Source organism: Bacillus sp. ABA4_010, from assembly GCF_056159105.1.
Map to the genome: position 1 here is coordinate 3,047,966 of NZ_JBSWUN010000003.1, position 26,539 is coordinate 3,074,504.

General features: G+C 44.3%; 27 protein-coding genes. 11 read left to right on the top strand and 16 right to left on the bottom strand.

Annotated elements, in window-relative coordinates:
• Positions 1 to 35 precede the first annotated feature (35 nt).
• The 4 genes from ACXAEO_RS16290 to ACXAEO_RS16305 all read right to left on the bottom strand — a co-directional run bounded on the left by ACXAEO_RS16290 (position 36) and on the right by ACXAEO_RS16305 (position 4,203).
• On the bottom strand, positions 36 to 2,798 hold the full coding sequence (locus tag ACXAEO_RS16290; protein WP_474883019.1) for a bifunctional diguanylate cyclase/phosphodiesterase: 2,763 nt from the start codon (positions 2,796 to 2,798) through the stop codon (positions 36 to 38).
• Between the two features lie 106 nt (positions 2,799 to 2,904).
• The gene (locus ACXAEO_RS16295) at positions 2,905 to 3,414 is read right to left on the bottom strand and encodes a YdcF family protein (RefSeq protein WP_474884234.1); all 510 of its coding nucleotides are present in this window, start codon (positions 3,412 to 3,414) and stop codon (positions 2,905 to 2,907) included.
• 34 nt (positions 3,415 to 3,448) lie between these two features.
• A complete protein-coding gene (locus ACXAEO_RS16300) occupies positions 3,449 to 3,655 on the bottom strand; it encodes a hypothetical protein (protein WP_474883021.1) in 207 nt (68 codons plus the stop codon).
• A gap of 80 nt (positions 3,656 to 3,735) precedes the next feature.
• Entirely contained in the window at positions 3,736 to 4,203 is a 468-nt protein-coding gene (locus tag ACXAEO_RS16305; RefSeq protein WP_474883023.1) for a hypothetical protein, read from the bottom strand.
• Between the two features lie 149 nt (positions 4,204 to 4,352).
• On the opposite strand from ACXAEO_RS16305, the gene ACXAEO_RS16310 reads away from it, so the two are divergent.
• Complete coding sequence (locus tag ACXAEO_RS16310; RefSeq protein ID WP_474883025.1) at positions 4,353 to 4,883, top strand: DUF3231 family protein; 531 nt, start codon at positions 4,353 to 4,355, stop codon at positions 4,881 to 4,883.
• A gap of 80 nt (positions 4,884 to 4,963) precedes the next feature.
• Here ACXAEO_RS16310 and ACXAEO_RS16315 read toward each other — a convergent pair whose 3' ends face one another.
• Entirely contained in the window at positions 4,964 to 6,928 is a 1,965-nt protein-coding gene (locus ACXAEO_RS16315) for a hypothetical protein (RefSeq protein ID WP_474883027.1), read from the bottom strand.
• A 157-nt stretch (positions 6,929 to 7,085) separates the two neighbouring features.
• On the opposite strand from ACXAEO_RS16315, the gene ACXAEO_RS16320 reads away from it, so the two are divergent.
• Complete coding sequence (locus ACXAEO_RS16320) at positions 7,086 to 7,685, top strand: YdbC family protein (RefSeq protein ID WP_474883029.1); 600 nt, start codon at positions 7,086 to 7,088, stop codon at positions 7,683 to 7,685.
• 82 nt (positions 7,686 to 7,767) lie between these two features.
• Here ACXAEO_RS16320 and ACXAEO_RS16325 read toward each other — a convergent pair whose 3' ends face one another.
• The 5 genes from ACXAEO_RS16325 to pxpB all read right to left on the bottom strand — a co-directional run bounded on the left by ACXAEO_RS16325 (position 7,768) and on the right by pxpB (position 11,667).
• Positions 7,768 to 7,923, bottom strand: coding sequence for a hypothetical protein (locus ACXAEO_RS16325; RefSeq protein ID WP_474883031.1), 156 nt, complete (start codon positions 7,921 to 7,923; stop codon positions 7,768 to 7,770).
• Between the two features lie 120 nt (positions 7,924 to 8,043).
• Entirely contained in the window at positions 8,044 to 9,387 is a 1,344-nt protein-coding gene (gene accC / locus ACXAEO_RS16330; protein WP_474883034.1) for an acetyl-CoA carboxylase biotin carboxylase subunit, read from the bottom strand.
• A 13-nt stretch (positions 9,388 to 9,400) separates the two neighbouring features.
• The gene (gene accB, locus ACXAEO_RS16335) at positions 9,401 to 9,868 is read right to left on the bottom strand and encodes an acetyl-CoA carboxylase biotin carboxyl carrier protein (RefSeq protein ID WP_474883037.1); all 468 of its coding nucleotides are present in this window, start codon (positions 9,866 to 9,868) and stop codon (positions 9,401 to 9,403) included.
• Between the two features lie 27 nt (positions 9,869 to 9,895).
• Positions 9,896 to 10,900, bottom strand: coding sequence for a 5-oxoprolinase subunit C family protein (locus tag ACXAEO_RS16340; RefSeq protein ID WP_474883040.1), 1,005 nt, complete (start codon positions 10,898 to 10,900; stop codon positions 9,896 to 9,898).
• Positions 10,897 to 11,667, bottom strand: a complete 771-nt coding sequence (gene pxpB / locus ACXAEO_RS16345) for a 5-oxoprolinase subunit PxpB (RefSeq protein WP_474883042.1) — start codon at positions 11,665 to 11,667, stop codon at positions 10,897 to 10,899. Before pxpB ends, ACXAEO_RS16340 begins: the two co-directional genes overlap by 4 nt.
• 470 nt (positions 11,668 to 12,137) lie before the next feature.
• Here pxpB and pxpA point away from each other — a divergent pair, with 470 nt between their 5' ends.
• The 3 genes from pxpA (at position 12,138) to ACXAEO_RS16360 (ending at position 14,972) form a co-directional block, all read left to right on the top strand.
• Complete coding sequence (gene pxpA / locus ACXAEO_RS16350) at positions 12,138 to 12,899, top strand: 5-oxoprolinase subunit PxpA (RefSeq protein WP_474883044.1); 762 nt, start codon at positions 12,138 to 12,140, stop codon at positions 12,897 to 12,899.
• Between the two features lie 79 nt (positions 12,900 to 12,978).
• Positions 12,979 to 14,157 (top strand): NRAMP family divalent metal transporter, encoded by a 1,179-nt coding sequence (locus ACXAEO_RS16355; RefSeq protein WP_474884236.1) that lies wholly within the window; start codon positions 12,979 to 12,981, stop codon positions 14,155 to 14,157.
• Between the two features lie 23 nt (positions 14,158 to 14,180).
• Positions 14,181 to 14,972: a putative hydro-lyase gene (locus ACXAEO_RS16360; RefSeq protein WP_474883046.1), complete on the top strand. Its 792-nt coding sequence runs from the start codon at positions 14,181 to 14,183 to the stop codon at positions 14,970 to 14,972.
• Between the two features lie 191 nt (positions 14,973 to 15,163).
• Here the strand turns inward: ACXAEO_RS16360 and ACXAEO_RS16365 are convergent, their stop codons facing one another.
• The gene (locus ACXAEO_RS16365) at positions 15,164 to 15,925 is read right to left on the bottom strand and encodes an IclR family transcriptional regulator (RefSeq protein ID WP_474883048.1); all 762 of its coding nucleotides are present in this window, start codon (positions 15,923 to 15,925) and stop codon (positions 15,164 to 15,166) included.
• 126 nt (positions 15,926 to 16,051) lie between these two features.
• Positions 16,052 to 16,720 (bottom strand): ribose-5-phosphate isomerase RpiA, encoded by a 669-nt coding sequence (gene rpiA, locus ACXAEO_RS16370; RefSeq protein ID WP_474883050.1) that lies wholly within the window; start codon positions 16,718 to 16,720, stop codon positions 16,052 to 16,054.
• Positions 16,721 to 16,902: 182 nt separating this feature from the next.
• On the opposite strand from rpiA, the gene ACXAEO_RS16375 reads away from it, so the two are divergent.
• The 4 genes from ACXAEO_RS16375 (at position 16,903) to ACXAEO_RS16390 (ending at position 20,524) form a co-directional block, all read left to right on the top strand.
• A complete protein-coding gene (locus tag ACXAEO_RS16375; protein ID WP_474883052.1) occupies positions 16,903 to 17,070 on the top strand; it encodes a twin-arginine translocase TatA/TatE family subunit in 168 nt (55 codons plus the stop codon).
• A gap of 204 nt (positions 17,071 to 17,274) precedes the next feature.
• Positions 17,275 to 18,780 (top strand): mechanosensitive ion channel, encoded by a 1,506-nt coding sequence (locus tag ACXAEO_RS16380; RefSeq protein ID WP_474883054.1) that lies wholly within the window; start codon positions 17,275 to 17,277, stop codon positions 18,778 to 18,780.
• Positions 18,781 to 18,941: 161 nt separating this feature from the next.
• Positions 18,942 to 20,057, top strand: coding sequence for a glycoside hydrolase family 18 protein (locus ACXAEO_RS16385; protein ID WP_474883056.1), 1,116 nt, complete (start codon positions 18,942 to 18,944; stop codon positions 20,055 to 20,057).
• A 311-nt stretch (positions 20,058 to 20,368) separates the two neighbouring features.
• Complete coding sequence (locus tag ACXAEO_RS16390; protein WP_474883058.1) at positions 20,369 to 20,524, top strand: hypothetical protein; 156 nt, start codon at positions 20,369 to 20,371, stop codon at positions 20,522 to 20,524.
• A gap of 66 nt (positions 20,525 to 20,590) precedes the next feature.
• Here the strand turns inward: ACXAEO_RS16390 and ACXAEO_RS16395 are convergent, their stop codons facing one another.
• Positions 20,591 to 21,019, bottom strand: a complete 429-nt coding sequence (locus ACXAEO_RS16395; RefSeq protein ID WP_474883060.1) for a hypothetical protein — start codon at positions 21,017 to 21,019, stop codon at positions 20,591 to 20,593.
• A gap of 284 nt (positions 21,020 to 21,303) precedes the next feature.
• A complete protein-coding gene (locus ACXAEO_RS16400; protein ID WP_474883062.1) occupies positions 21,304 to 22,050 on the bottom strand; it encodes a DUF1643 domain-containing protein in 747 nt (248 codons plus the stop codon).
• A gap of 311 nt (positions 22,051 to 22,361) precedes the next feature.
• Between ACXAEO_RS16400 and trhA the strand changes: the two genes are divergently transcribed.
• Together trhA and ACXAEO_RS16410 are read left to right on the top strand one after the other, a co-directional pair.
• Entirely contained in the window at positions 22,362 to 23,000 is a 639-nt protein-coding gene (gene trhA, locus ACXAEO_RS16405) for a PAQR family membrane homeostasis protein TrhA (protein ID WP_474883064.1), read from the top strand.
• Between the two features lie 227 nt (positions 23,001 to 23,227).
• Positions 23,228 to 23,425, top strand: coding sequence for a cold-shock protein (locus tag ACXAEO_RS16410; RefSeq protein WP_474883066.1), 198 nt, complete (start codon positions 23,228 to 23,230; stop codon positions 23,423 to 23,425).
• Positions 23,426 to 23,504: 79 nt separating this feature from the next.
• Here ACXAEO_RS16410 and ACXAEO_RS16415 read toward each other — a convergent pair whose 3' ends face one another.
• Both ACXAEO_RS16415 and ACXAEO_RS16420 read right to left on the bottom strand, forming a co-directional pair.
• Positions 23,505 to 24,425, bottom strand: a complete 921-nt coding sequence (locus tag ACXAEO_RS16415; protein ID WP_474883068.1) for a DMT family transporter — start codon at positions 24,423 to 24,425, stop codon at positions 23,505 to 23,507.
• Between the two features lie 147 nt (positions 24,426 to 24,572).
• Positions 24,573 to 25,892 (bottom strand): NCS2 family permease, encoded by a 1,320-nt coding sequence (locus tag ACXAEO_RS16420; RefSeq protein WP_474883071.1) that lies wholly within the window; start codon positions 25,890 to 25,892, stop codon positions 24,573 to 24,575.
• Positions 25,893 to 26,539 lie beyond the last annotated feature (647 nt).

Sequence of the window (26,539 nt, forward strand, 5' to 3'; positions counted from 1 at the left end):
TTTAGTGCCAATATATTAGGATTTTAGTAGTTCTATTATGTTAGCACTTTGCTTCGCTCGTACCATTCTTCAAACTGGTGAGCGGCAAGCGGCTTGCTGAAATAATAGCCTTGTACTTCATGGCATTTTTCTGTTTCGAGAATTTTCACCTGTTCAGGCAGCTCGACCCCTTCGGCGACGACCGATAGATTCAAGCTTTCTGCTAGCGCAATTATAGCTCGAACGATGGAGGCTTCTTTCTCGTTTTCCTTCAGAAGATCTAAAATGAAGGAGCGGTCAATTTTCAGTGTATCAATCGGCAATTTGCGCAAATAGCTGAGTGATGAATAGCCAGAACCGAAATCATCGATGGAAATGGCAATGCCGAGTTTTTTCAATTCGTTCAGCTTCTCAATCACATCTTCGACATTTTGAATCGCGACACTTTCGGTTATTTCAAGCTCTAAATATTGCGGCTCCAGCCCTGTTTCCTTTAGAATACGGGCGACGCTTGTCACGAAGGAGCGCTGAGAAAATTCGATGCTGGAAATATTGACGGCCATTCGCACTTTTGAATAGCCTTTTTCTTGCCATGCTTTATTTTGGCGGCATGCCTCCCGCAGTGTCCATTCACTAAGCGGGATGATGAGCTCGGTTTCCTCGGCAATGGGAATAAATTCACCTGGTGAAATCATGCCAAGCTCAGGATGATGCCAGCGGATTAATGCTTCCATCCCGGCCACCTCGCCTGTCGCTAAAATGATTTTCGGCTGGTAATGCAGTTCAAACTCTCCTTCTGCAATCGCTCGGCGAAGACCATCTTCAAGCATCATGCGCCGCGTCGTATTAGCCTGCATCGATTCATGGTAAAACGTAATGCCGTTTCGGCCTGCCTTTTTCGTTTCATACATCGCTAAGTCAGCTTGACGGATCAGCATATCGAGTGTGCTGCCGTTTTGCGGATAGAGGCTAATCCCAATGCTTGCGTGTAAATACATATCATGACCATCCACATGGAACGGTGCTGAAATGGCTGTTTGTAGCCGATCAGCCGTTTCAGCAATGCTTTTTTTGCTATCACGACGAATGAGCAACAAAAATTCATCTCCGCCAAAACGAGCTAAAATGTCATCTTCGTCGACCACTTCTTCTAGTCGGCGGGCCGTTTCTTTTAAAATTTCATCACCGGCTTGATGACCATGCGTATCGTTCGCCAGCTTGAAGCGATCAAGGTCCATAAATAAAATGGCAGCTTCCTGCTCCTTTTTCTTGTCAATCGCTGCTTGGGCAAGTGTATCAAACAAGCTTCGGTTCGGCAGCCCTGTTAAGCCGTCATGGAATGCCATATGATGAAGCGTTTGTTTCGCCTTTCGCTGCTCCGTCACATCACGAACAACTGTTTGGATGTACGACTCTTCATTAATTTCAATGACACTGGACTTTGTCGTGACCCATTTTTCTTCCCCGTGCTTATCGTAAATTTTCAATTCCTTCAACGCGCCTTCACGGTCGACATTCGTATCCATCATCTCGGCGATAACTTCCTGAACGATGTCCATTTGCTCTGGTGCGACAAATGTTTCAATGCCCATTCCAACAATTTCATTCATGGACGACGCGCCAATAATGTTCAAAACTTCCTGATTGATTGACACAATTTGTCCGTACCGGTGGACAACGATAGCTAGCGGAGACGAGTGGAACAAACTTTGATAACGGTCGTTCGTTTCATGAAGTTGTTGTTCGAACTTCCGCTGTTCGGTCATGTCACGCAAATAGACGATATATTCGACCTGCATTTCTGCTTTAACCTTTGTTACCGTGACTTCAACAATTCGTTCTTCTCCGTCTCGGACGATAAATGTCTGTTCATGTCGGCCTCCAGCCAGTTCTTCCACTTTTCCAAGACAAGGTAAGAATTCACTGGCACTTTGGCCAATCATTTCCTCTTTTGTGCGCTGTAAAAACGCCAATGCGCGCTTATTCACATTCGTGATTTTCCCGTTTTCATTTGTTACGACGATGGAATCCATGGCCGCTTCAAAAATGGCGCCTTTCATGACTTGCTGCTGGTTCGCCCGACGATCGAAGAAAATCGTGAAAAATAAAACCCCGAACATAAAGAACGTGAAGACAGCGACCGCAATCGCAACAGATGGCGGATTAATGTAGTACGTAATATTCGGGTTAATGGTCGTTTCAGACGGCAAAAACGAGGCGGCATTCATACCCATGTAATGCATGCCCGTAATCGCGACGGCCATCATAATCGAAAAGCCCGCTTTTCCAACAATGGAGCTGTGGCCTTTGTTTACCTTGGAGTAAAAAGCTAAATAAAGGGCGACAGTCGAAGCGACAATGGCAATAATGATAGAAAACAACACAATAACCGTATCGTATGTAATCTGAACAGGTTCCATCGCTTCCATACCGGTATAATGCATAAATACAATGCCCGCTCCCATCAATTGCCCCGCAATCGCCAAATGGCCGATTGTACGGTCAGGACGGTGGACAAACACTAAACCACTGTAACAACCGAGCACCGCCCAAACGACCGACAAAGCCACAAGCAACACATTGTAGTGAATATCCATCTCTAAATGAAAAGCCAGCATGCCGACAAAGTGCATCGACCAAATACCGAGTCCAAGTGCCATCGCTCCACTTATAAGCCAAAATCGCTTCAGTACGCGATCAGATGCTTTGACTCGATTGGCGAGCTCAAATGACGTATACGCGGCCACCATCGCAATAATAAAGGACAGTGCGACAAAAGTGAGATTATAAGAGCTGTGTAAGTAATGTTCGTGGTTCATCGTAAACGTCCCTTCAAAAAAGTAGAGTATATAATGTATATCGGCAAAAAAATACATTTTTTAAGTGACATGATCTTTTTTTCATAAAAAATGGTAACCTCGTAGGTTACCATTGGAGGGGAATCGTCCAAATCCCCAAGTATTCCTTTAGTGCAATGCCTGTATAAGTCGAACTCGTCGGAACGAAATTATTTGGATGGGCTTCTAACGCAAAACTTTTCTTATAATCAGTCGGGTACGGCTGTGCCGTTAATCCCGCTTGATCGAAGTTGCGCAGCGCTCGTTCCATATGAAAGGCAGACGTCACAACGATAGGCTGACTCCATTTTCGTTCCCTCATCATTTCTTTCGTATACAGCGCATTTTGCTTCGTGTTTAAGCTTCTCGTCTCTGTTAAAATGTTTTCGCTTGGCACACCTAAATCAATCAACTGGCGCTTGGCAATCTCCGCCTCCAGACCGGAATCGCTGTACACAGAACCCCCTGACACAATGACAGGCAGCTTCGTTTCATGATACAGCCGCGCCGTTGTTAGCAGCCGGTTCGCCGCAGACCCGGACAAATGACCTTCTCCCGTAATGTCAGGCGTATCAGACGTCGCACCACCGCCAAGCATCACAATGACGTCTCCTTCTACATTCTCAGGCGGTTCATACCGTCCTTCCAACGAATGAATAAGCCGATCTCCGACAAATGGAGTCGAAAAGATATATAACCCAATCGTCACCGCCAGCAGCAGCTTTCCCTTCCCACCGCCGCAAACGATACAACCGAATGCTCAATGCCATCAACACTAAAATAAAAATGCCAGGCGGCATCAAAAAACCGTAAACAAACTTCGTTATGTACAACGTCATACTAAAACCTCCACAGTTCATTATAAAGGAAACTTCCTTTTCTGAGGAGGTTTTATTCACACAAGCTTCTAGATCGATGTTCATTTTTGGTAGTTCCAAAGAATGGTCCATCCTCCCTTTTCCTTTACCGTAAATACCTCTTGGCGCAAGTCAAAGTTCCCGTATTTCCCTTTATAAGTTTGAGTCACTGTCATTTGATAGACATCCTTCAACGGCGCTGCCCCTTTTTCCATCGTCCAGCTGTCGAGCTTTTCCGCTTCGCTAATGGAAAAGATGAAGGTCTCCACACCGAAATGATTCATAAACACGTGCGCCCGGTCTTGAATATAAGGCCCTTTTGCGAATTTGTTTTTCATTTGCGGATGAAACAGCTCCCACGATTCCGCAAAAGCTCCTTGCTGTTCGTAAGCATAAAACTGCTGGACCGTCTCCTCGGCAAGACGTTTGCCGGAAAAATAACCAGCCACAAGCCAAACGATAACTCCGACAAGAAGAAGACTCAAAAGAAGTGGCCATACCGTGTTTAAGTTCCCTCGTTTTCTCCCCATTGTTTCAATCTCCTTTTCTGCACTCTCTTTTCATCCGTATTCTGGACCACATCGTTTTATCCCCGTTTACGGACAAGAAACACCATCACGCATAATTGGCTGAAAACGAATCACAATATGAGTAATAGAATGGAAGGGCGGGAAAATAGATGAATCCGTTTGAAGTCTTAAAGCATGTGTTTACCCCATTTACGGACGGAGAGAAAAAACCGTTGCACGTAGGCGAAGTGATGAATTTATGGTTTTACTTGACCGGCACCCAGCAAACGCTACGTGGAGATCAAATTTCCTATAATATTGTCCAAGACCCGCAGTTAAAAGAAAAACTAGAGGATGTTATTAACAATGTCCATCGCCCGATGATTACAGAATTAGAGGATTTTTTCCGGCGTGAAGGTATTCCCCTTCCAAGTACGACGCCAGAAAAAGTGATTGGCGACTACCGGACCATTCCAGATGGGGCAAAAATGACGGATGAGGAAATCGCTAATTTTTTAGCTTACAATTTAGTCGTTGGCATTAATGCAGCGGTAAGAGGGTTGACAGAATCCGTGCGCACAGATGTTGGCTATATGTTTGCGAAGTATCAAATGATGAAAGTGACGTTTGCCCTCACATTAAAGCCGCTTATGGAGGAAAAAGGGTGGATTCGCATTCCGCCTTACTATCATCAAAAGTAAAACAGACATGTTTCGATTCTATACAAAATGGACCGTTTATGAGAAGTTCTCATAACGGTCCATTTTGAGGAGGTGCCGCTTTAGCTAATGACAATGCCTTCTGCCCGCTCAATCGCCGCTTTTAGGAGCGCATACATATCGCGAAGAAACGGTTTGTGCAGCAATGCCTCTTTTTCAGTCGGGATGAGATGTTGTAACAACTCCCGCCCATTTCGCTGTCCCTCTTTCTCAGCTAGAGCTGGGTATAACTCTTCTTCGGCATACGTGAGTAATGCTTCATGAAGATACGCACTCACTCGTTCAATGGCTCGGTCTTTTTCAAGATGAGAAGCATCGGGTATCGACCAGCCGGCCGGGTCTCTCAGGAAAAAGCGGTATAGCGCCTCACCAAGACAGCTCGTAAACAAAGGAACCATGTCTGCTTCGTGCTTGAGAGTATGATGAAACCGCTTCGTTCCTTCATAAACCGCAAGCGCTGTGTTAATGCTGAGGTAAATCGGATGAACACGACTGACCTCTTTCGGAATCGTCGACGTTTCGAGCACATGTGTGAGCTTTTGCCTCACATCTATTGCCGAAAGGTCCGCAGTGTGATTCACCATATGCAAGCCGTTTTGTCTGCAAACACGCGTCAGTGCTCGTTCCGCCCGCTCGCCCCATCTCTCGCCAGCCGCTTGAATTCTCTCATGCAGCAACCGGCAAAGCTGCTCGCCTTTTTCGTCATACGTCCGGAAGCGATTTCCTGTCATGTCATCCATTCCGGTGAGGACGATCGTGAGTGCATCGGCCCGCCCGGAAACGATGAGATGCTCTAGGAGGGGGGACGGCTGTGACGTGAGCCCTTTTTCCACAAAAACGACCATATCTGCCTTTCTTACATTTTTCATTTGCCTCGCTGACCATTTTCCTGCTTCGGTATGCTGTTCGGTTACCATCCATTTCGGGGCCGGTCCTTCGTGGGAAAGCGGACGAAACGGACCTTTTAGGCGCATCCCTTCCACGAGTCCGGATAGCTGTTTGCCGTCAAACACCGCATCATCGCCGAACAGCTGATACAACAGTTGAAAAAAGTAAGAACGATCGCTCGTTTGAAAACGCCAAGATAAAGGCCAATCATCTTCGTGATACGTCATGCTTCCTTCTTCCAAGAGGGAAAAGTTGCGCTCAATCTCTTCTACTAATGCTCGGCTAATTTGCCCGCAGCGCGCATCCGCCTTCCACGCACGTTGAAACAATATCGAATCGCTCGTATCTTCCCCTCTAGCAATCATTTCATTTCGGAGCTTTAACGCTTCTGCTTGAATGGCTTTTATATACGGAGCCCATCGCTTGCGATCTTGATCATCAGTAAACGACGGAAGCCAGCCATACATGCGGGAAATGGCTGCCGGCAGTTGCCCCATCAAACTCCGCATTCTTCCCCCCTTGCCTATGAGCGCTTCTACCATCCCAAACTCTGAGCTTTCTGCTATATAAGCGGTCGCCGCTTCACAAACCGCTTCCTCTACACATTCCTTCATCTCCAGAAAAGGAACGAACGTCACGATTGCTTCATAATACTCTTGGTCGGCTGACAGCCATTCCATCGCATATGCACTGCTTTCGACGCTGCCCAAAGCTGGAAAAGGCTCTGCTTCTTCCTTCAATCCGAGAAGTTGTCGAAGCAGTCGTGTTTTGCCGCTGCCTTGTTCTCCTATCAAGTGCACATCGGCATAGCCCTCTTCACTTCGAAACGGAAGACCATTGTCCCGTACATCTTCAAAGACCGGGTGTTGCTGTTCATCATAAACGGCCGCCACGACCCGCTCATCGAAGACGGTTTTCGCTTTAACCTTTGCTTTTAGTGTCCAAAAGGCTTCATCGCCGACTAAGTCTTGAAGCTGCTTTCTTAGTTTTTCCGCCTCTTCTTCGTCATGTGTATGGAGTGCTGCACGGACAGGTTGTCCTTTTTTCGTGCCCGGTTGTTGACGAAATGGGTGCTCAAACGATACACACCAGCTTTTTCCGTTTCGTGAACGGCTCTTTGTCACTATTTTCACTGCCATGCTTTCTGCTTCCCCCTTATCCAATCGTGCTTGTATAGTCTCTCTTCAATGTATGAGAGGGGGTGGAGACGTATGCCAGCGGCGGACGGCTATTTTTCGGAAGGAAACAGGAGTTTTCCCCACCCACGTCGAAAAAGATACAAAGAGGTGATGAGAGATGTTAGCAAAAATGATGACATGCAGCGTTCACAATGATCAAAAAGATGTATTTTCGTATACTCAGCAGCATTGGGCCGCCCTTACCCACGTCGATGGTTTTATCGGCCAAGTGGGAGGCTGGAATATTGATACGCCTGAAGAAGCATTTGTATTGGGCTTATGGGAAAGCGAAGAAACGTATCAAAATTTTATGAAATATACCCATGACTCCATTTTTTATAAAAGCGGTCAGCAATCTTCCTACAATCATCTGAACGTCGACATTTCCAAGCAATCACACACCGTCGGCGGCCGATACAACTTCTTTCGCTCAAGCGCGATTGAGTCCCGTTACATGATGGTTACAACATGCAGCCTGCACGAAAATGTGCCGTTTACCGTGCAACAACTCACTCGTCAACTAACCCACCCGAGCTACCGCTGTTTATTCCATGTAGCCGCTCCCATTAATGAAGAAACAGTGGCCATTGCTTCGATGTACAGCATCGCCCAACCAGAAAAAACGGTTGATCAGCTCGTTCATCCTGCCGTTTCCTCTGCGTCCCAGCAAATTTATGCCCTTGAGCGCCATTGGCTCGTACTAAAAGACCCTTCCTAAACTCCCCGATATTTCAATCAAAAAAAAAGCCTTCCATAGACGAAACACTTCTCGTCCATCGAAGGCTTTTTGCATGAAAAAATTACATCACGCCAGCGAAAACATCATCATTGAAATACACAACTTCCGAAAGAATTTTGCATCCTGACATCTTTCCGAACACTTCTTTCGCTTCTTGTTCATCGTCAAATTCATACATCGCCGTGCGGTTTCCCGAATGAACCGTAATGACCCACATTGAATAACCTCTCCTTTCCACTGAGCTGTTAGCTTCTAGCTTTTAGCTACTAGGAACTAACAGCGAGCATCCTAATAGCTAATGGCTAATCGCTAACAGCTAACAGCTAATCGCTAACCCCTACATAACCTCATACATTTCTAAAAACTTCGTATTAAAGTCTCCTTTGATGAATGCTTCGTGTTCGAGCAGTTCTAAGTGAAACGGAATGGTTGTATGGATGCCGGTGATGAGAAATTCGCCAAGTGCGCGTTTCATTTTTTGGATCGCTTCTTCTCTGGTTTGTCCCCATACGATGACTTTGGCAACCATAGAATCATAGAAAGGAGAAACGGTGTAGCCTGGATAGACGGCACTGTCGATTCTCACGCCGAAGCCTCCTGGTGGTAAATACATGTCTACTTGCCCTGGTGAAGGCATAAAGTTTTTCAGCGGATTTTCCGCGTTGACACGGCATTCAATCGCCCAGCCTTGAATACGAACATCTTCTTGGGAAAATGACAATTCATAGCCAGCCGCCGCCTTCAGCTGCTCTTTAATAAGATCCACACCTGTCACAAGCTCCGTAACAGGATGCTCTACTTGAATACGTGTGTTCATTTCCATGAAATAAAAACGACCATGCTTATCAAGTAAAAATTCGACCGTTCCTGCTCCTTCATAGGAAACAGCTTCTGCTGCCTTTACAGCCGCTTCGCCCATTTGACAGCGCAAGTCTTCATTTAGTGCAGGGGAAGGTGCTTCTTCGACGAGCTTTTGATGTCTTCGCTGAATCGAACAGTCCCGTTCACCAAGGTGAACAACATGGCCGTAGCGGTCCGCCATAATTTGAATTTCCACATGGCGCGGCTCTTCCAAATATTTTTCCAAATACACACCGGGGTTGCCAAACGCTGTTTCGGCTTCTTGACGAGCTTGACGAATTGCTTTTTTCAATTCTTCTGTGTCATAAGCTGTTCGCATCCCTTTGCCGCCTCCGCCTGCTGTCGCTTTGACGATAACGGGATAACCAATTTTCTCAGCAATGGCCGCCGCTTCTTCTTCTCCTTCAATTAAGCCGTCCGTTCCAGGAACAGTCGGTACCCCTGCATTTTTCATCGTTTCTCTTGCGACTGCTTTTGCCCCCATCTTTCGGATGGCGTCGGGACTTGGGCCGATAAAGACAATGCCGCATTGTTCACAAATCTCGGCGAACTCTGCATTTTCAGCTAAAAATCCATAGCCTGGATGAATGGCATCAACGTTCGTTTTCAGCGCCGTGCTAATTAAATTCGGAATGTGCAAATAGCTGTCTTTCGCCGCTGTTTTTCCGATGCAGTACGCCTCATCAGCCAGTTGCACATGAAGCGCCTCCGCATCCGCTTCTGAGTAGACGGCTACCGTTTCAATTCCAAGCTCTTTACAGGCCCGAATGATTCGCACCGCAATTTCGCCGCGATTGGCAATTAACACCTTTTTAAACATAGCACTTCCCCCCTCAACTTTGCTTAATAGAAAATAATGGCTGACCGTATTCGACAAGCTCACCTTCTTTTACAAAAATGTCGACCACTTCGCCACTTACTTCCGTTTCAATTTCGTTAAACAGCTTCATCGCTTCTAAAATGCAAACCACTTGTCCTTTTTGCACCGTTTCTCCAACTGTCGCAAACGGCTTCGCTTCCGGATTGGGGCGAGAATAAAAGGTGCCGACCATTGGCGATAGCACTTGATGGAGATGTTGTTCCTCTTGCTTTGGCACGTCCTCTTCCTTCTTCTTTTCTTCAGGCGGTGCTGAAGGTGCTGGAGAAAGGGCCGTCGCTGGTGCAACAGTTGGCGCTGGTACGGTATGTTCACCTTGTTTGCCCATCACAATTTTAATTCCTTGGTATTCTAGTTTAAAGGTTGTTAGAGATGATTCATCGACTGCTTTCATTAACTCTTGAATGTCTTTTACATTCCACATGCTTGCTTCTCTCCCATCTTCATGTCATTATCTATTTTTCAGTGCAATGCCTGCTTGTAGCTGTTCCAGTTCTTGTTCTTGCTTTAAATAAAGCTGTTCGGCTTCCTCTAGCGTAATTTCTTGAAAACGAATGTTTTCGCCTGGCTTTAATTGCGCAATAACAGGAAGGTCGACCGTCGCAATTTGCGCGATTTTCGGGTAGCCGCCCGTCGTCTGCCTGTCCGCAAGAAGAATGATCGGATTGCCGTCATTCGGTACTTGAACCGTTCCGTATGCAACCGCTTCTGACAACAGTTCAAATGGTTGTTCCAGCTGCAAAGCCGGACCTTCAATGCGGTAGCCCATCCGATCTGATTTCGGTGTAATGCGAAACGAGTGTTCAAAAAAGCGTGTTTGACTCTCTTTCGTAAAACGGTCAAATTCCCCTCCGCGGATGGCGCGAATGACGGGATTTTTTTTCATTGAGACGAACGAATCCACCTGAACTTGCCAAGACGGCGCGAGAAATGAACGAGTACCAGCTTTCGCTTTTAGCTCATGGAAAAGCTTTGAAGCCCATGGCGACATCTCCTTTGCTTCTAATTGGTCGCCTGCCTTCAAGGCTCTTCCTTTATAGCCGCCCATTTCTCCTCGTAAATACGTACTTTGACTGTTCATCACTTCTTCGAGCGCAAACCCGCCAGCTAGTGCCAAATACGTACGACAGCCCGTACGGCATGCTTTAAAGTCGAGTACGCTCCCTTTTTTTACATAAACAGGTCGCCATAACGGAACCGCTTCACCGTCAATTTCTGGTGACATGTCTGCTCCGGTGAGTGCGATTAAAGTGTCTTCTTCAAACAATAAAGAAGGGCCCATCAATGTAATTTCAAGTACGCCGTTTCCTTCCTTATTCCCTGCAAGCATGTTCGCAATTCGAAGGGAATTTCGGTCCATCGCTCCGCTCACAATGACCCCATATTTTTGAAAACCGTATCTCCCTAAATCTTGAATGCTTGTCAATAAGCCTGGCCGATTCACTGTAATTGTCATTGGGCATTCTCCTTATAGCGTTCATATTCTTCAACCGTAATAGGCTTGAATTTCACAACATCCCCTGACTGGAGAAGGGTCGGCGGATGTTGATCTGGATTAAATAATTGGATTGGCGTGCGTCCAATTAGCTGCCAGCCGCCTGGCGTCGCAATGGGGTAAATGCCCGTCTGCACACCGGCAATCCCGACAGACCCTGCCGGAATCGACAGTCTCGGAGACGCATGGCGCGGTGTGGCAATCTTTTCTGATAATCCGCCTAAATAAGGGAATCCCGGTGCAAAGCCAATCATATACACGAGGTACTCTCCTTCTGAATGAAGACGAATCACTTCACTTTCTGTTAGTCCATGATACGCAGCGAGTGCTTCTAAGTCAGGTCCAAGCTCCCCGCCATAGCAAACAGGGATTTCTACCGTACGCGGCTTCGTCTCTGCTGTTTGTTCAAGCCCTGCAAGAATCTCTTCCATCATTGAACTGACAACTTTCAAAGGAGAGATTGGCTTTTTTTCTCCAAAAACGGACGGGTGTTGCTGTTCATATAGTTGATGAATGCGGACAGGATTATAAAAGACCGTTACGCTTGTAAAAGCAGGTACACATTCCATCAGACCGTCAAACGGGTGCTGTTCTAAATAATCAGTTAACGCTTTTACTTTCCGATGCGTTTGCGGACACATCTCCTCTCCTAATTGAACGAGAAGAGCCGAATCCCCAAGCGGCTTCATTTGAACCATTGTGTTCACATCAAACGTTGTTTGAGTCATGTTGCCACTCCTTTCATTCCGTTTTTCGGAACTAATGTTTTATATGTCGGAATTTATAAATTTATTATAATTATCAGAATTGAAAAACTCAACCATTCCTTTTGTGAAATGGTTGGATCATTACTATTTTTCATGTAAAAAATCTCATTCCATCTTGCTCCAACACGTTTCTAGCATTGACATAACAGGGTTTCTTTCCATTGGCACGACTCGATAATTTCTATGTCAGAAGTTCTGACAAAATAATTAGAAAATTAAGTTATATGCATTAACATGGTTTTATGTTACTATATTCGAAACAGCAGTTCCTAAATTCGGAATGAGTAACGAGTGAAGATCGACTGATAGACAATCACCCTAGCGTGGCAGGTACATACGAAACAACGGGTGAAACCGCTTACTTTTGGTGGTCAGTCTCATCATTCCAATGAGCAGGAACTTTTATCTTTTATCGACAGGGGGATTTTACGTTGTATCGAATTGATTTGAATTGTGATTTAGGAGAAAGCTTTGGTGCTTATAAAATGGGGTTGGATGAAGAAATTCTTGGCTTTGTGACATCTGCCAACATTGCCTGCGGTTTTCATGCCGGCGATCCATCGGTTATGCGCCGCACGGTCCATCTTGCTCTCCAAAATGGGGTCCAAATCGGCGCTCATCCAGGACTTCCTGATTTAGCCGGATTCGGCCGTCGAAATATGGCCATTACACCACAAGAAGCTTATGATCTCGTTCTTTATCAAATTGGCGCGTTACATGCGTTTGTAAAAGCGGAAGGAGCGTCGATGCAACATGTGAAGCCGCACGGTGCGCTATACAATATGGCCGCCAAAAGTCCGGAACTGTCAGAAGCGATTGCAGAAGCGGTATATCGTATTAATCCGCAACTTATCTTATTCGGTCTTGCTGGAAGCGAACTTGTCCGTGCTGGCGAAAAAATTGGTCTGCAAACGGCTCACGAAGTATTTTCAGACCGAACGTATCAGCAAGACGGCTCTTTAACGCCGCGTACACAAGCAGATGCGCTCATCCATAATGATGACGACGCTGTTGCCCAAGTCGTTCGCATGATTAAAGAAGGAAAAGTGCGTTCTCAACAAGGAAGCGACGTCGCTGTTCAAGCTGATACGGTTTGCATTCACGGGGACGGACCGAAAGCATTAAGCTTTGCCCGTCAAATTCGGGACACGCTCGAACGCTCAGACATTGCCGTTAAAGCGATGATGGACTAAAAACAAAAAAGGGGGAAAAACGGTGGAACCACTGAAAAAATTACCAAACAAAGGGGAAAAACAAACACCTTCAACAAACATGAATTGGACATTATTAATGGGAGCAGCCTTCTTAATGGCCACTTCCGCCATCGGACCAGGCTTTTTAACACAAACAACGGTGTTTACCCAAACACTCGCAGCAAGCTTCGGATTTGTTATTTTAGTTTCCATCATTTTAGATATTTTTGCTCAAACGAATGTATGGCGCATTATTGCCGTGTCGGAAAAACGAGGACAAGATATCGCCAATATGGTCTTTCCAGGACTCGGTTATGTGCTTTCTTTCTTAATTGTGCTTGGCGGACTTGCCTTTAACATCGGAAACATCGCCGGTGCCGGACTTGGCTTAAATGCCCTCACTGGTCTTTCCGTTGAAACAGGTGCGATTATTAGTGCCGTCGTGGCTGTCTTCATCTTCCTCGTAAAAGAAGCGGGTAAAGCGATGGACCGCTTTACTCAAATTGCCGGCTTTGTCATGATTGGCTTAATGCTGTATGTTGCCTTCACAACCGCTCCTCCAGTTGGTGAAGCTGTGGCAAAATCCTTCGTTCCAGAGACGATTGATATGTTAGCCATCGTCACATTAGTCGGCGGGACGGTCGGCGGATACATTACATTTGCCGGCGGACACCGTTTGCTTGATGCAGGTGTAAAAGGCATTGACTCTCTGCCAGAAGTAACAAAAAGCTCCATCGTCGGAATTTTAATTACATCTGTCATGCGTATTGCCCTCTTTTTAGCCGTTCTTGGCGTCGTTTCAAAAGGACTGCAAATTGATCCAGCTAATCCCCCTGCTTCTGTGTTCCAGCTTGCTGCAGGAAATATCGGCTATAAAATATTCGGAATTGTGATGTTTTCCGCCGCTATTACATCAGTTGTCGGTGCCGCTTATACATCTGTTTCCTTTATTCGCACGTTCAGCCCACGCCTTGAGAAAAACTATAAAGGCATTATTATCGGATTTATTGTCATCTCAATGTTGGCATTCGTTATTATCGGAAAGCCAGTCAAAATACTCGTTTTAGTTGGTGCTCTTAACGGTCTTATTTTACCGCTCGCACTCGGTACCTTGCTTGTGGCTGCTTACAAGAAAAACATTGTCGGTGATTACAAACACCCGCTATGGTTAACGATTTCCGGAGCTTTCGTCGTCATCGTCATGGCTTGGATGGGAACTTACACATTAATCAACCAGCTGCCACAATTATTCAAGTAATCTAGCAAAGAGAGGTTAATAACATGAACACATTAGCAGAGATGAAGCCTCAACAACTGCGGGAGCTTATAAGACAAAACGAGTTTGTCAAACCGACGGCCGGACTGGCAAACGGATTTGCCCAAGCGAACTTAGTCGTTTTAAAAAAAGAAGAAGCATTTGATTTTCTTCTATTTGCCCAGCGCAATCCGAAATCATGTCCGATTCTCGATGTGACGGAACCGGGGTCGCCTATTCCGGCCATGGCCGCACCGTCTGCTGATATTCGGACGGACTTGCCGAAATACCGCATCTATCGCCACGGTGTACTGACAGAAGAAGTAACAGACATTACCGAGTATTGGGAAGAAGATATGGTCGGCTTTTTAATTGGCTGCAGCTTCACATTTGAACATGCGCTTTTACGCAACGACATTTCTGTTCGGCATATTGAAGAAGACTGCAATGTTCCAATGTATATAACGAACATTCCTTGTGTGAAAGCAGGCAAATTTCATGGCATGACGGTGGCTAGTATGCGCCCCATTCGCCAAGAAGAGGTCGTGCGTGCAGTCCAAGTAACTTCCCGCTTTCCGGCTGTGCACGGGGCACCGATACATATCGGCAACCCGGAAGAACTCGGGATTACCGAACTGAGCCGCCCGGATTTCGGTGATGCGGTGACAATTCGAGACGGAGAAGTCCCAGTCTTTTGGGCATGTGGTGTCACACCGCAAGCCGTGGCGATGGCAACCAAACCGCCATTGATGATTACCCATGCACCAGGGCATATGTTTATTACCGATTTACAAGATGAAAAGCTTGGCGTCTTGTAACCGGCCGCTTTTCACATAAAAAGGGGCATGGCCATTTTTTGGCCATGCCCCTTTCCTATATAGATTCCACTTTATAACTCGACACAGCTTCAGTTAATTTAAGAACATTCCAATGGTTATTCAGATCGACCACTTATTTGGCATGGCCGCTCTTTCGTCATGTCGAATTTTCTAGGTCGATTTATATATGCTTATAGTGGTTCTATGTAACCTAGCTTTCTCGAAATCTCGCGGGCGGCTGTTTTCACTTTTTCCGCTAACGGCGGCAGTTTCTCACCTTGATAATTCACATCAAGTCCTGCAATGCTAATCCCTGCTGCCACTTCCCCTTTATGATTGAAAATCGGGGCCGCCACAGCCGACGTATAGTTTTCTAGTTCAGAATGACTGACCGTATAACCTGTTTTTTGCGACTCTGCCAGTAACAAGCGCAATTGGTCTTTATCCGTGATCGTGCCTGATGCAATCGGTGTTAAGTCAATTCCAGCTAAATAATCCTCCCGTTCATGATGCGGCAAGAAGGCTAAAATGACGCGCGAGCAAGCTCCTGCATAAAGCGGCGAACGCCGGCCAATTGCTGTATAGAGCCTAACACGCTGTTTCGTATCCAATTTCTCAATGTAGATGGCTTCATTGCCGTCTTTCACAATTAAATTGACTGCTTCTCCGACTTCATCATGAAGCGCTTGCATGACGGGCAGTGCTACTTGACGAATATCGAGCCGCTCGGCTACGAGATGGCCAAACTGTAAAAATAAGAGACCGAGTGAATATTTTCCTTCTCCGTCTTTATCAAGCAATCCCATTTCTTCAAGTGAGAGAACCATTCGGTACACTGACGTTTTCGGCATGCCTGACAACTGAACCATCTCATTAAAACTGAGCTTCGAATGCGTTAAAAACAACTTTAAAATGTCCATGGATCTGACGACGGTTTTGTTTTTACTTTGCATGGGCTTTCCCCTTTAACTAAGTTGGAACAGCTTCGTTCCGAATTTCGGTATATACCTCATTATACCCGCTGTCTCGTAAAACGCAATCAGGAACAGAAGCTTTAAACAATGAAGAAGACGTGTTTTTTACATCTCTTGAACAAGAACCCCTTTCTGTTCGTTCACGCTAATTAATATGTCGGCCATCCCAACAAATAACCCGTTTTCCACCACGCCCGGAATCATATTTAGCTGATGTTCCAATGTTTCAGGCTGCTCAATGCGTGGGAAATTGCAGTCTAAAATATAGTTTCCATTATCTGTCACGAACGGTTTTCCGTCTTTTAGCCGCATTTCTGGTGAACAGCCAAGCGCGCGGATATGGCGTTCTGTCATGCTGAACCCGAATGGAATGACTTCAACAGGAAGTAAGAATGTGCCAAGTTCGTCTACGAGCTTAGACGAATCAGCCACGACAATAAATGTTTTCGCTGCTTTCGCAATGATTTTTTCCCGTAGCAGCGCTCCCCCTCCCCCTTTCGTCAAATTCCCATGGCGGTCTACTTCGTCCGCTCCATCTATGGCCACATCAATCTGTTCCACTTCTGAAAAATTCGTTAATGGAATACCGAATTCTTTTGCCAGCTTTTCCGTTTGAATCGATGTAGGAATTCCTTGAATCTTCATTCCTTCGCGGACCCGTTCACCTAGTCGTTTCAATGTATAATAAACGGTTGAACCTGTTCCAAGTCCCACAATCATGCCCTCTTGAACAAACTCGGCCGCTTTTTCTCCGACAAGCTGCTTTTCCTTCATCTCTATCCCCTCCTGAAATCCTATTGCTTCCATTATTACCGATTTCCATTCCGGTGAAACACACGAAAACGAAAGCGGATACATATTTACCGAAGAATTGCTCACGACATGGAATGGTTTCTGTTATAATGAGGAAAAGAGGATCAAACAGGCTTTTCATTTTAAACGTAGGAGCGATTGATATGAGCTTAGGATTTGGAGAAGTAGCCATTATTTTATTTGTGGCTTTACTGTTGTTCGGACCGAAAAAATTGCCGGAGCTTGGAAAAGCAGCAGGCAAAACATTAAAAGAATTTAAAGACGCAACACGCGGGATGATGGATGACGATCAGCCTGCCGATAAAAAATAAACCTAACACAGCTGCTTTACGCAAACTGAAACAAGACCGTTCTTGCTCGTTTTTCATGACGGTTCATGTTGCTGAGGATGTCTGAAAAAGGGATGATTCCCCTTTAGCGGACATCCTCTTTTTCATTTTCATGTTTCCTTGTTGTTCATTTCGGGTAATGACTACTACACCTAAAACATACCATTACATAAAGGAGTGAGTAACATGAACCAAAATTATATGTGGGCAGAGTGGTCTCAATACGCCGGGATGCTGCCAAAAATTTTGATAGCATTGGCTATTTTGCTAATCGGCTGGCTCATTGCAAAAGCAATTGGAAACAGCACGGAGAAGCTTCTACATAAAACGAAACTGGACAATAAACTATTATCCGGAATCGAAAATAAAGCCTATCCGACCGAAAAATTAATTGGAAAAGTTGTTTATTACTTGTTGCTTGTGTTTGTATTTATTCTTGCCTTCAACATTTTAGAGCTGAGCTTTATCGCTACGCCGCTTGTTGGAATGCTCTCCTCCATTACAGGAGCGATTCCAAATCTTTTAAAAGCGGCCTTGTTATTAGCAGCAGGTTGGCTTATCGCTAGTCTTTTAGCAATGGTCGTCCGAAAAATAGGAAAATCGGGCCGCGTACACCAAACGTTAACGAAAGTGAATGCTGCCAACACAGAAGACGAAGCAATTAACATTACCGACCGTGCAGCTAAACTTGTCTTCTATTTTACACTCTTCTTATTTTTACCTGGGATTCTCTCAGCACTTGAGCTTGATGGAATTGCAGGCCCATTCTCTGGCATGATGGAAAATGTTTTATCCTTCTTGCCGAAGCTATTGGCTGCTGCTCTTATTTTATTCATCGGCTGGTTCATTGCGCGATTAGTGCGTGATTTAGTCACTGGATTTTTGCAAACAGCTGGCGCTGAAAAATGGACAGCGAGATTAGGCTTAGAAAAGTTATTTGAAGGAACGTCGCTATCTGCAGGTATTGGGACCATCGTTTATATTCTCATTTTAATCCCGACGATTGTATCGGCGCTGGAACGATTAGATGTACGAGGTATTTCCGAACCGGCTATTGCAATGCTGAACGATATTTTGACGATGCTGCCAAATATCCTTATTGCCATTGTCTTCATTTTAATTGGTTTATGGCTTGGAAGATGGGTTGGTCAGATGGTGACAAACATCTTGAATCGTATGGGCATCAACTCCCTGCTCAAAACGATGGGCATTGGTCAAGGTACTGGCACGAATCCAGCAGCAGCGGTTTCAGAAGCCATTGGAAAAATTGTCTCTATTTTCATTGTGTTCTTATTTGTTGTAGAAGCACTGCAAATTGTTCACCTTGATTTCCTAGTGGCTCTCGGCACAGGCGTCATCGCTTATTTGCCGCACGTATTAGCCGCGATTGTCATTTTAGGCGTCGGGCTGTATGTTGGAAGCCTTGTTGAAAAGCTTGTGGCGAACTTTGTGAATGGTCCATCTTTCCGTATTCTTTCATCGGTTGCGAAATATGCCGTCATTGCCGTCTCATTCTTTATGGCACTTGACCAGCTCGGTGTAGCTGATTCCATCGTCAACGCTGCCTTTATTTTAATCTTAGGTGGAATCGCGCTTGCTTTCGGTCTTTCTTTCGGCTTAGGAGGAAAAGAAGTCGCCGCCAAATATTTAGGCAAGCTGGATCAAAAAATTGAAGAAAACAAACGGATGTAAATAGCTTCTTCATCTCGTTTGAATGGAATGCAGTATGGAACAAGACGTCCATGCTGTATTCCTTTTTTTCGGTGGATGTAAGTACCATTCCTTTCTTTTTCTCTTTTTTGGTACAATCATACGTAACATCTTTGTAGAAAAGAAAGGAATGAAGGCGAATCGTGACAAAACGCCGATTACTTACGGTTTTTATGATCATCCTTGCCTTTGGTGGAGGATTTATGAGCGGCCTTCTTTATTCGCATCAGCTCAACCCGAAGGCACCTGACATAGTAGAAAAAGAACGAAACGCGACGGAGAACGCGCAAAATTCAAAGGTACTCATTGGCTACATCCAAGATTTTCGCGACCCGCATTCACTCGACTATTCGAAATTAACGCACGTCGTGTTCTCGTTTGCTCATCCGATGAAAGATGGACAAATTGAGCTGAATGGAGAAACAGCCTTAAACCATTTGCGCACGATGGTGCAGCTTGCCCATGAAAACGAGACGAAGGCCATGCTTGCTATCGGTGGCTGGTTTCATATGAATGGCGGAGAATCGTATGATTACTTCAAAGCAGCCATTAGCGAGCCACACTCCCGCCACATGCTCGTTGAAGAACTAGCTTCCATCACTGAACAGGAGCAGTTAGACGGCATTGATATCGATTTTGAACATCCACGCTCTGAAGAAGATGCACAACAATTACGCTTATTTACAGAAGCGCTTGGGAAAAAGCTGCACGCGGAAGGAAAAGAGCTGTCGATCGCTGTTTATTCCAAAATCCATAGTGTGACAGGAACTGAAGTCAATGGGGTCGTGTTTGAACCAGACATGTTCCGTCATGTAGATTATGTTAATATTATGGCCTATGACGGACAATGGGACGGAGGCTATAACGCCGCCAACCTGTCTCCTTATACTTTTAGTGAAAACATTGTTGATTATTGGACAAGCTTTTTTAACGAACAAGGTCTTCCAACAGACAAGCTTGTGCTTGGTGTACCATTTTACGCCCAGCCAGAAAACCCCGCAGATGAGCAGCTGTCGTATGCTTCCATCGTCAACAGCAACCCCGCGAATGCGGATCAAGATGCAGCAACGGTTAATGGGGCGATGTATCATTACAACGGCCGTGACACGATTCAGCGAAAAACAAAGCTCGCATTGGAAAATGGCTTTGGCGGGATGATGTTATGGGAAGCCGGTCATGATGCCACTGGTAAAGCAAGCTTAGCAGCTGCCATGGCTGACATCATGAAGCAGTCCGAGCGTCGCGAATTGCGGAAATAGCGCTCACTCATCAATCCGTATTTGGACGAGATTGATGAGTGGTTTTTTCTACATTATGTCCGTAAAAAAATTGTCATTCTTTCAGGTCTGCTGTCATATGTATAAGTATTGAGCTCAATCAAAAAATCGTTTTTTTGTAAAATTAGTGAATTAGCTATTGAAGATATTTGTCGAACGGTTTAAGATAATATAAAAATCAGAATTTTCAACCAAATTATGTATGTTTTATAGTAGACGAACGACCTCTTTTCTTTTCAAGAAAGAGGACGAACGATGAAAATATGAATAAAAATCCATCGAGGAGGTTTTTTATGTCGATTGGTTCCAAAGTTTTGTACGACGGGAAAGAATATGTGATTGTCCATATTTATGAAAGCGGGTATTGTGAAATTCGAGACGTCGCGTTTCGGTTTAATGTCAAACTCGTCAAACAGCATGAATTACAGCCATACTCGATTAGCCTATAAGACCTGATTGTAAAACAACAAGCCCCCGTCATGCTCATCAAAGGTGCCAGCACGGGGGCTTCTTCACTAAATCGGGTATTCCGCATAAAGCAGTGCTTGCATCTGTCTTTGCAATTGTTTTAAATAAGGGCGAGACTGCTGGAGAAGCTGGTGACGCCGATCATAATATACTCTCGCCAGTGTGGCTTCTACTACCTGCTTTTCATCATGTAACACATCCATTTTTTCTTCCAATCCTTCAAGCGTCAGCATTTTACATGTCGACAATTGATAAATCGGATTGTCGTAATCAAGCAGTTCTCTCAGCTCTATTAGAAGCTGCTGATCATATACATCCGTTCCTGCCAAAAATCCAAACAGTTCCATTAGCTCATCCAGTAACCGCTGATCAACATCAGCTTCTTCCTGGATAATGGTTCCGACATACATAAAGCATTCTTCTTCCAGCTGATGATAAATTTGTTCAATGCGCTGCAACACTTGCCCGGTTCTCATTCTCCAAGCCCCCCCTTTTTTTCTATGCAAGAACATGCTCGTTTCTTTTTATATAGGTTTGCTTTCATCATTCGACACAGCTTCATTCAATCGCGAAGCATCACAATCGTTGAGCGAGACCACTTGAGTTTGCCCTCAAAGGTTAGAAAGTTCGCGATGACTACTCTTTGGTCATGGCGAACTTTCTAAATCAATATATATGTAAGGAACTAGTAATTTATGAATCTCAGACGTTGTAAGGAATGCGTCCTCTTTCAAAAAGGCGCATTCCTGAAGTCTTCATTCTAAATCATGTAATCATATTCATCTAAAGGAGTCGCTCTCCCTTTCTGTTCATGGCAACTATGACAAACTGCTTCTCCGTGCATCGGATACTCGTCATAGCACATCGTACAAAAAATCCATGAATCTTCTTCCTTGTTTGACTGAACGAATGGGCGAACCTCTTGAATGGACGGCACCGGCTCCATCGCCTCGTACGGATCAAACGAATTTTCTTCAAGAGTAGGGCTTGCTATCATCGTGTCCGCCTCGAAAAAGGACACTGGCTGCAGATAGAATGCTTCAAGCATGACATTATATGGGACAAAGAGCGGGTGGCGCGGATAATAGCGGTGAGTGGAGCCGAGGCAAACGAGCTTTCTGCCTTCAAGGATCCACGGCAAATCCGCATCCCGGTCATGAGTATCAACATTTTCTCCCCAGGCGGCTACAATGAGGTCAGCATCGGCAAGCGCGTATTGAATGTAACGATCATTATCATAGCCGATGGCTTCTTCTTTCGTTAACTCATTTAATAGATGATAACGATTCGTTTGATAGGCAAAAAGCGTCACAATTTCAAGCGACCCAAAGCCCCATCTTTTCGCCAGCAAAGTACATTTGCTTACGGTTGCATCGTCTTTATGTTCATCGGCCGTACCCGGATGAAGCAGTATAAAGGTTACTTTTCGGTCGTTGCTCTCATCCCATGTTCTTGAAAGCGAGTAACGATATGTTCCTGTTTCATCAAAAATGGCTTCTCTTTTCATGAAACTGCCTCCCCTTATTTTGTAAGCTGCATTCTCCATATATTTATTTTCGAGACTTCAACTCATGACACTTTTCAAGCATTGTGCCTGCAATTTCTCCAGCACACGCTGATAAGTGAAAATCACATCTATTAAAATAGCGACAGTTATGTTCGCAACTCTCTCTATTGAAACACGCACGTAATATATGCGCCCTTTCAAAAATATGTGCTATAATTTGAAAATGAGAAATATTTTCAAGTTGCCAATGGAACATCTGTTTCGGATTGATCGGCGGCTGGATTCACGTCACGGAAAGGAATTGATGAAACATGGCGAATACGCACACGTTCTCTAAAGGAGAAGAAATTGCCAATTCCATCACTCATGGCATCGGGGCACTATTAAGTATTGCCGCTTTAGTATTACTAATCGTCTTTGCATCTCTTTACGGAAGTGCCTGGCATGTCGTAAGCTTTACACTGTTTGGCGTTACAATGGTTCTGTTGTACACGTCGTCCACGCTCGTCCACAGCTTTCCTTCAGGAAAAGCGAAAGATGTATTTGAAGTGATGGACCATTCCTCCATTTATTTCTTTATCGCGGGAACATACACGCCATTTTTATTTATTGCCGTCAAAGGCTGGCTTGGTTGGACACTGTTTGGGATTGTATGGGGTCTTGCGATTGGGGGCACGGTGTTTAAAGCATTTTTTGTTAAAAAATATCTCGTCACATCAACGGTTTTATATGTCGTAATGGGCTGGCTCATCGTATTTGCTTGGGGGCCGCTCGTTGAAAACCTCCCTTCCAACGGATTGATGTTACTCGTCATCGGAGGTGTTCTCTACACGATTGGTGCCATCTTCTATGTATGGAGAGGATTTAAATTCCATCATGCCATTTGGCATTTATTTGTTCTAGGGGGCACAGCATCTCACTTTTTTGCCGTCTTGTTCTATTTGCTTTAATCGCTTATTTTTGACTCTACTAAATAAAATTCAAGTTTTTTTACATTTTATGCGAAGGAAATTTGCTTATTTTAAATTTAAATGCTATACTTAAGTAGTTATTTTTGTTCGGTATATGACTGAAAGAAAAACTATCTTCTAAAAGTGGTTTTCGTCTTGGCAGAATATGGTTGAGCAAGGATAGTATAATATTACAATGTGGACTTATCCACACAGGAGGTACAATTATGGTACAAGGTAAAGTAAAATGGTTTAATTCAGAAAAAGGTTTTGGCTTCATCGAAGTTGAAGGTCAAGACGATGTATTCGTACACTTCTCAGCTATTCAAGGCGAAGGCTTCAAAACTTTAGAAGAAGGCCAAACTGTTTCTTTCGAAATCGAGCAAGGCGCTCGTGGCCCTCAAGCTGCTAACGTTCAAAAGTAATTCGCTTTTGACTGAAAAGACTCTCTTTGATAGAGAGTCTTTTTTTATGTATAAAAAAACAAGGGCATATACCCTTGTTTTAGGCTGACATATTGACGGAATTCTTTCTCGAGCGAATCATTTTTTCGACCACTCCACTTCCACATAGAACACCGATGATAATCAGAAGGAAGCCAAGCAGCTGCTGGTAGTGAATAACCTCTCCTAAAAACAAACTAGAGCCAACGAGGGCAAAAAACGGACTTAAATTAACGAAAATCGCCGTTTCTGCCGCTCCGATATGCTGAACAGCCTGATTATAGACCGTATGACCGACAGCAGTCGCTAAAACGGCTGATGATAAAAAGATTGCCCACAATCCGATATCGTCTGTAACCATTGTCGCCAGACCGTTCGGTTCGACAAATAAGCTGATGATAAATAAAAACACCGATCCTGTCAGAAGCATCCACCCTGTCATAATACGGCCATCAATAGAAGCAGACACTTTGCGAATGAACACATAGCTAATTGCTTGCACAAACAGGGACAAAAAGACGAATAAATCACCAAGCGAGCCCGAAGAAACCGTCCCGCCCCCTTTTAAAACAACAAATCCGACTCCTGTTAAACCAAACAAAATACCGATAAAGCGGACTGTCGTTAAGCGCGTTCCCAAAAATAAAATTGCCAACACTGTCGTCATGAGCGGTGCTAGCCCCATAATCAGTCCGCCGTTCGTTGCAGTCGTTTTCTCCAAACCTAAAGATAAAAAGAAATGGTGACCCACAACGTTAAATAATCCGACAAACGTAATAAAAACAAATTCTTTCCATTGAAGCTTTTGCGACACTTTCATCACTTTTAATAAAAATAAGACCGTTACCCCGGCCGTAAAAATCCGAAATGCCGTCATCGTCAAAGGAGCAAAATCAGTCACCAACACTTTCAGCGCCGACACATTTAATCCCCAAAATAACATGACCACCATCAATACGATATACACTTTATATTTTTGCATGACGCCTCTCCACTCTGTTTAAGATAACCAATATTTTCATTTTACTACAGATCTTATACTGAAATCTAGAATTACATTTCCCGAAATATTTACATAAAGCATGATGATTTAAAGTACGAAAAAAACCGCCCAGTTGGACGGCTATTCTCAATGGCTCATCATGTAAAAATTAAGTATAAAGGCTAAAGCAATAATATGCATCATCCAGTGCACTTCTTTATGTCGGCCTGTTAAAACTTTCAGCAATACATAAGACACAAACCCGAAGGCAAGTCCTTCTGCAATACTGAACGTTAACGGCATCATAATAATCGTTAAAAAGGCCGGCACAAATTCAGTGAAATCATCAAAATTAACATTTTTTATATCACTTAACATCAGCGATCCAATGATAATTAACGCAGGAGCCGTGGCCACAGATGGAATGAACTGGATAAGGGGTGCCAAAAAGAGCGTACACACAAATAAAAGTGCTACCGTTACAGCTTTTAACCCTGTTCGTCCTCCCTCTGCAATTCCTGTCGCATTTTCAATATACGTATTCAGTGCTGTGCTTCCGAACACTGCACTCGCCATTGTCCCGACTGAATCTGCCGCAAGTGCTCGATTTAAATGAGGAACTTTTCCATTCTCATCGGTCAAATTCGCTTTTTTCGTTAAACCGATTAACGTCGCTAATGTATCAAACAGTTCGACAATCGTAAATGAAAACACGACAGAGAAAATCCCGTAAGCGAACGCGCCTTTTAAATCCATTTGCATAAATGTGTCAGCAATACTTGGCGGTGTCAGTGAGAACACATCTGCCATTTTCGTCGGAACCGCTTGAACACCTGTCATCATCGCTAGGATTGTCGTCACTAAAATGCTGACAATTAGCGCCCCTTTGACCTTCTTTGCCATAAGTACCGCTGCCAGTACAAGGCCGAATAACGCCAGAAGCGGCCCCTTACTTATAACATTCCCCAAACCGACATATGTCGATTCATTCGCTACGACAATCCCTGCATTTTTCAACCCGATAAACGCAACGAATAAACCGATTCCTACTGCGATTGATGCCTTCAATCCGCTTGGGATGGCCTCAACAATTTTCTCCCGTATTCCGGTAACGGTTAATAAGAAGAACACAATTCCTGAAATGAACACCGCTCCGAGCGCTGTTTGCCATGATAATCCCTGTCCTAATACGACGGAATAAGCAAAGAACGCATTGAGTCCCATTCCTGGTCCTGTTACAACTGGAAAATTAGCCCACAATCCCATTATTAAGGAACTGAAGACAATTGCATAAATGGTTGCTGCCAATGCTGCTTCCTTCGGGATACCTGCATCTGATAAGATGAGCGGATTGACAATGATAATGTAACTGACTGTCATGAAAGTCGTCAGCCCTGCCAACACTTCCGTTTTTACATTTGTTTGTCGTTCTGACAGCTTGAACAACTTTTCTAACCAATTTGCCACAAAAATCGTCCTTTCCCAAATAAAAAATCCTCCGATCGTCCAAGGCTTCGCCTATTAGACTCAACAGCAGGATGTAAAAGCACTTAATCACTTTTTGTTCTATTATAGTAGCAAAATATTTAGAGCGCAAAACAATTTATAAGAAATTCATGCCATTTCAAGAAGTTTATATTTTCTTTTTTTTCAGATAAAAAGGTAGAAAATAGTAAGAATTATTGTACAATACATGTTAAGAGGCCATAGGTGAAAAGTCATACTGAGAAAGAAGGTAGAAAGTCGATGTCGATTAAACGAAAGCTCTTATTGATTATTCTCTTCATCGCCTTTTGCTTCGGCATTGCAGGCGGTTCATTGTATTACACTATTTTTTCCTTGAACAAATCCTACTCCCATGTCCTAAACGAACAAACAGACATTCAGTTCAACGTCGCCGAAATGGAAAAAATAGTGGCAGAACGCAACAGTTTCATGTATGAATATTTCTTTACGAAGGATACTCGCCTTTTAAGGCAAGTTGATGAAGCGAATACACAACTGCTATCTTTATTGAAAAAAACGAAGCCACTTCTTCAGCAACCCGTTGATATTCAAATGGTCGATACAATTTTGCAATTAAATGACCATTACATGGAACAAGTGAACGAAAC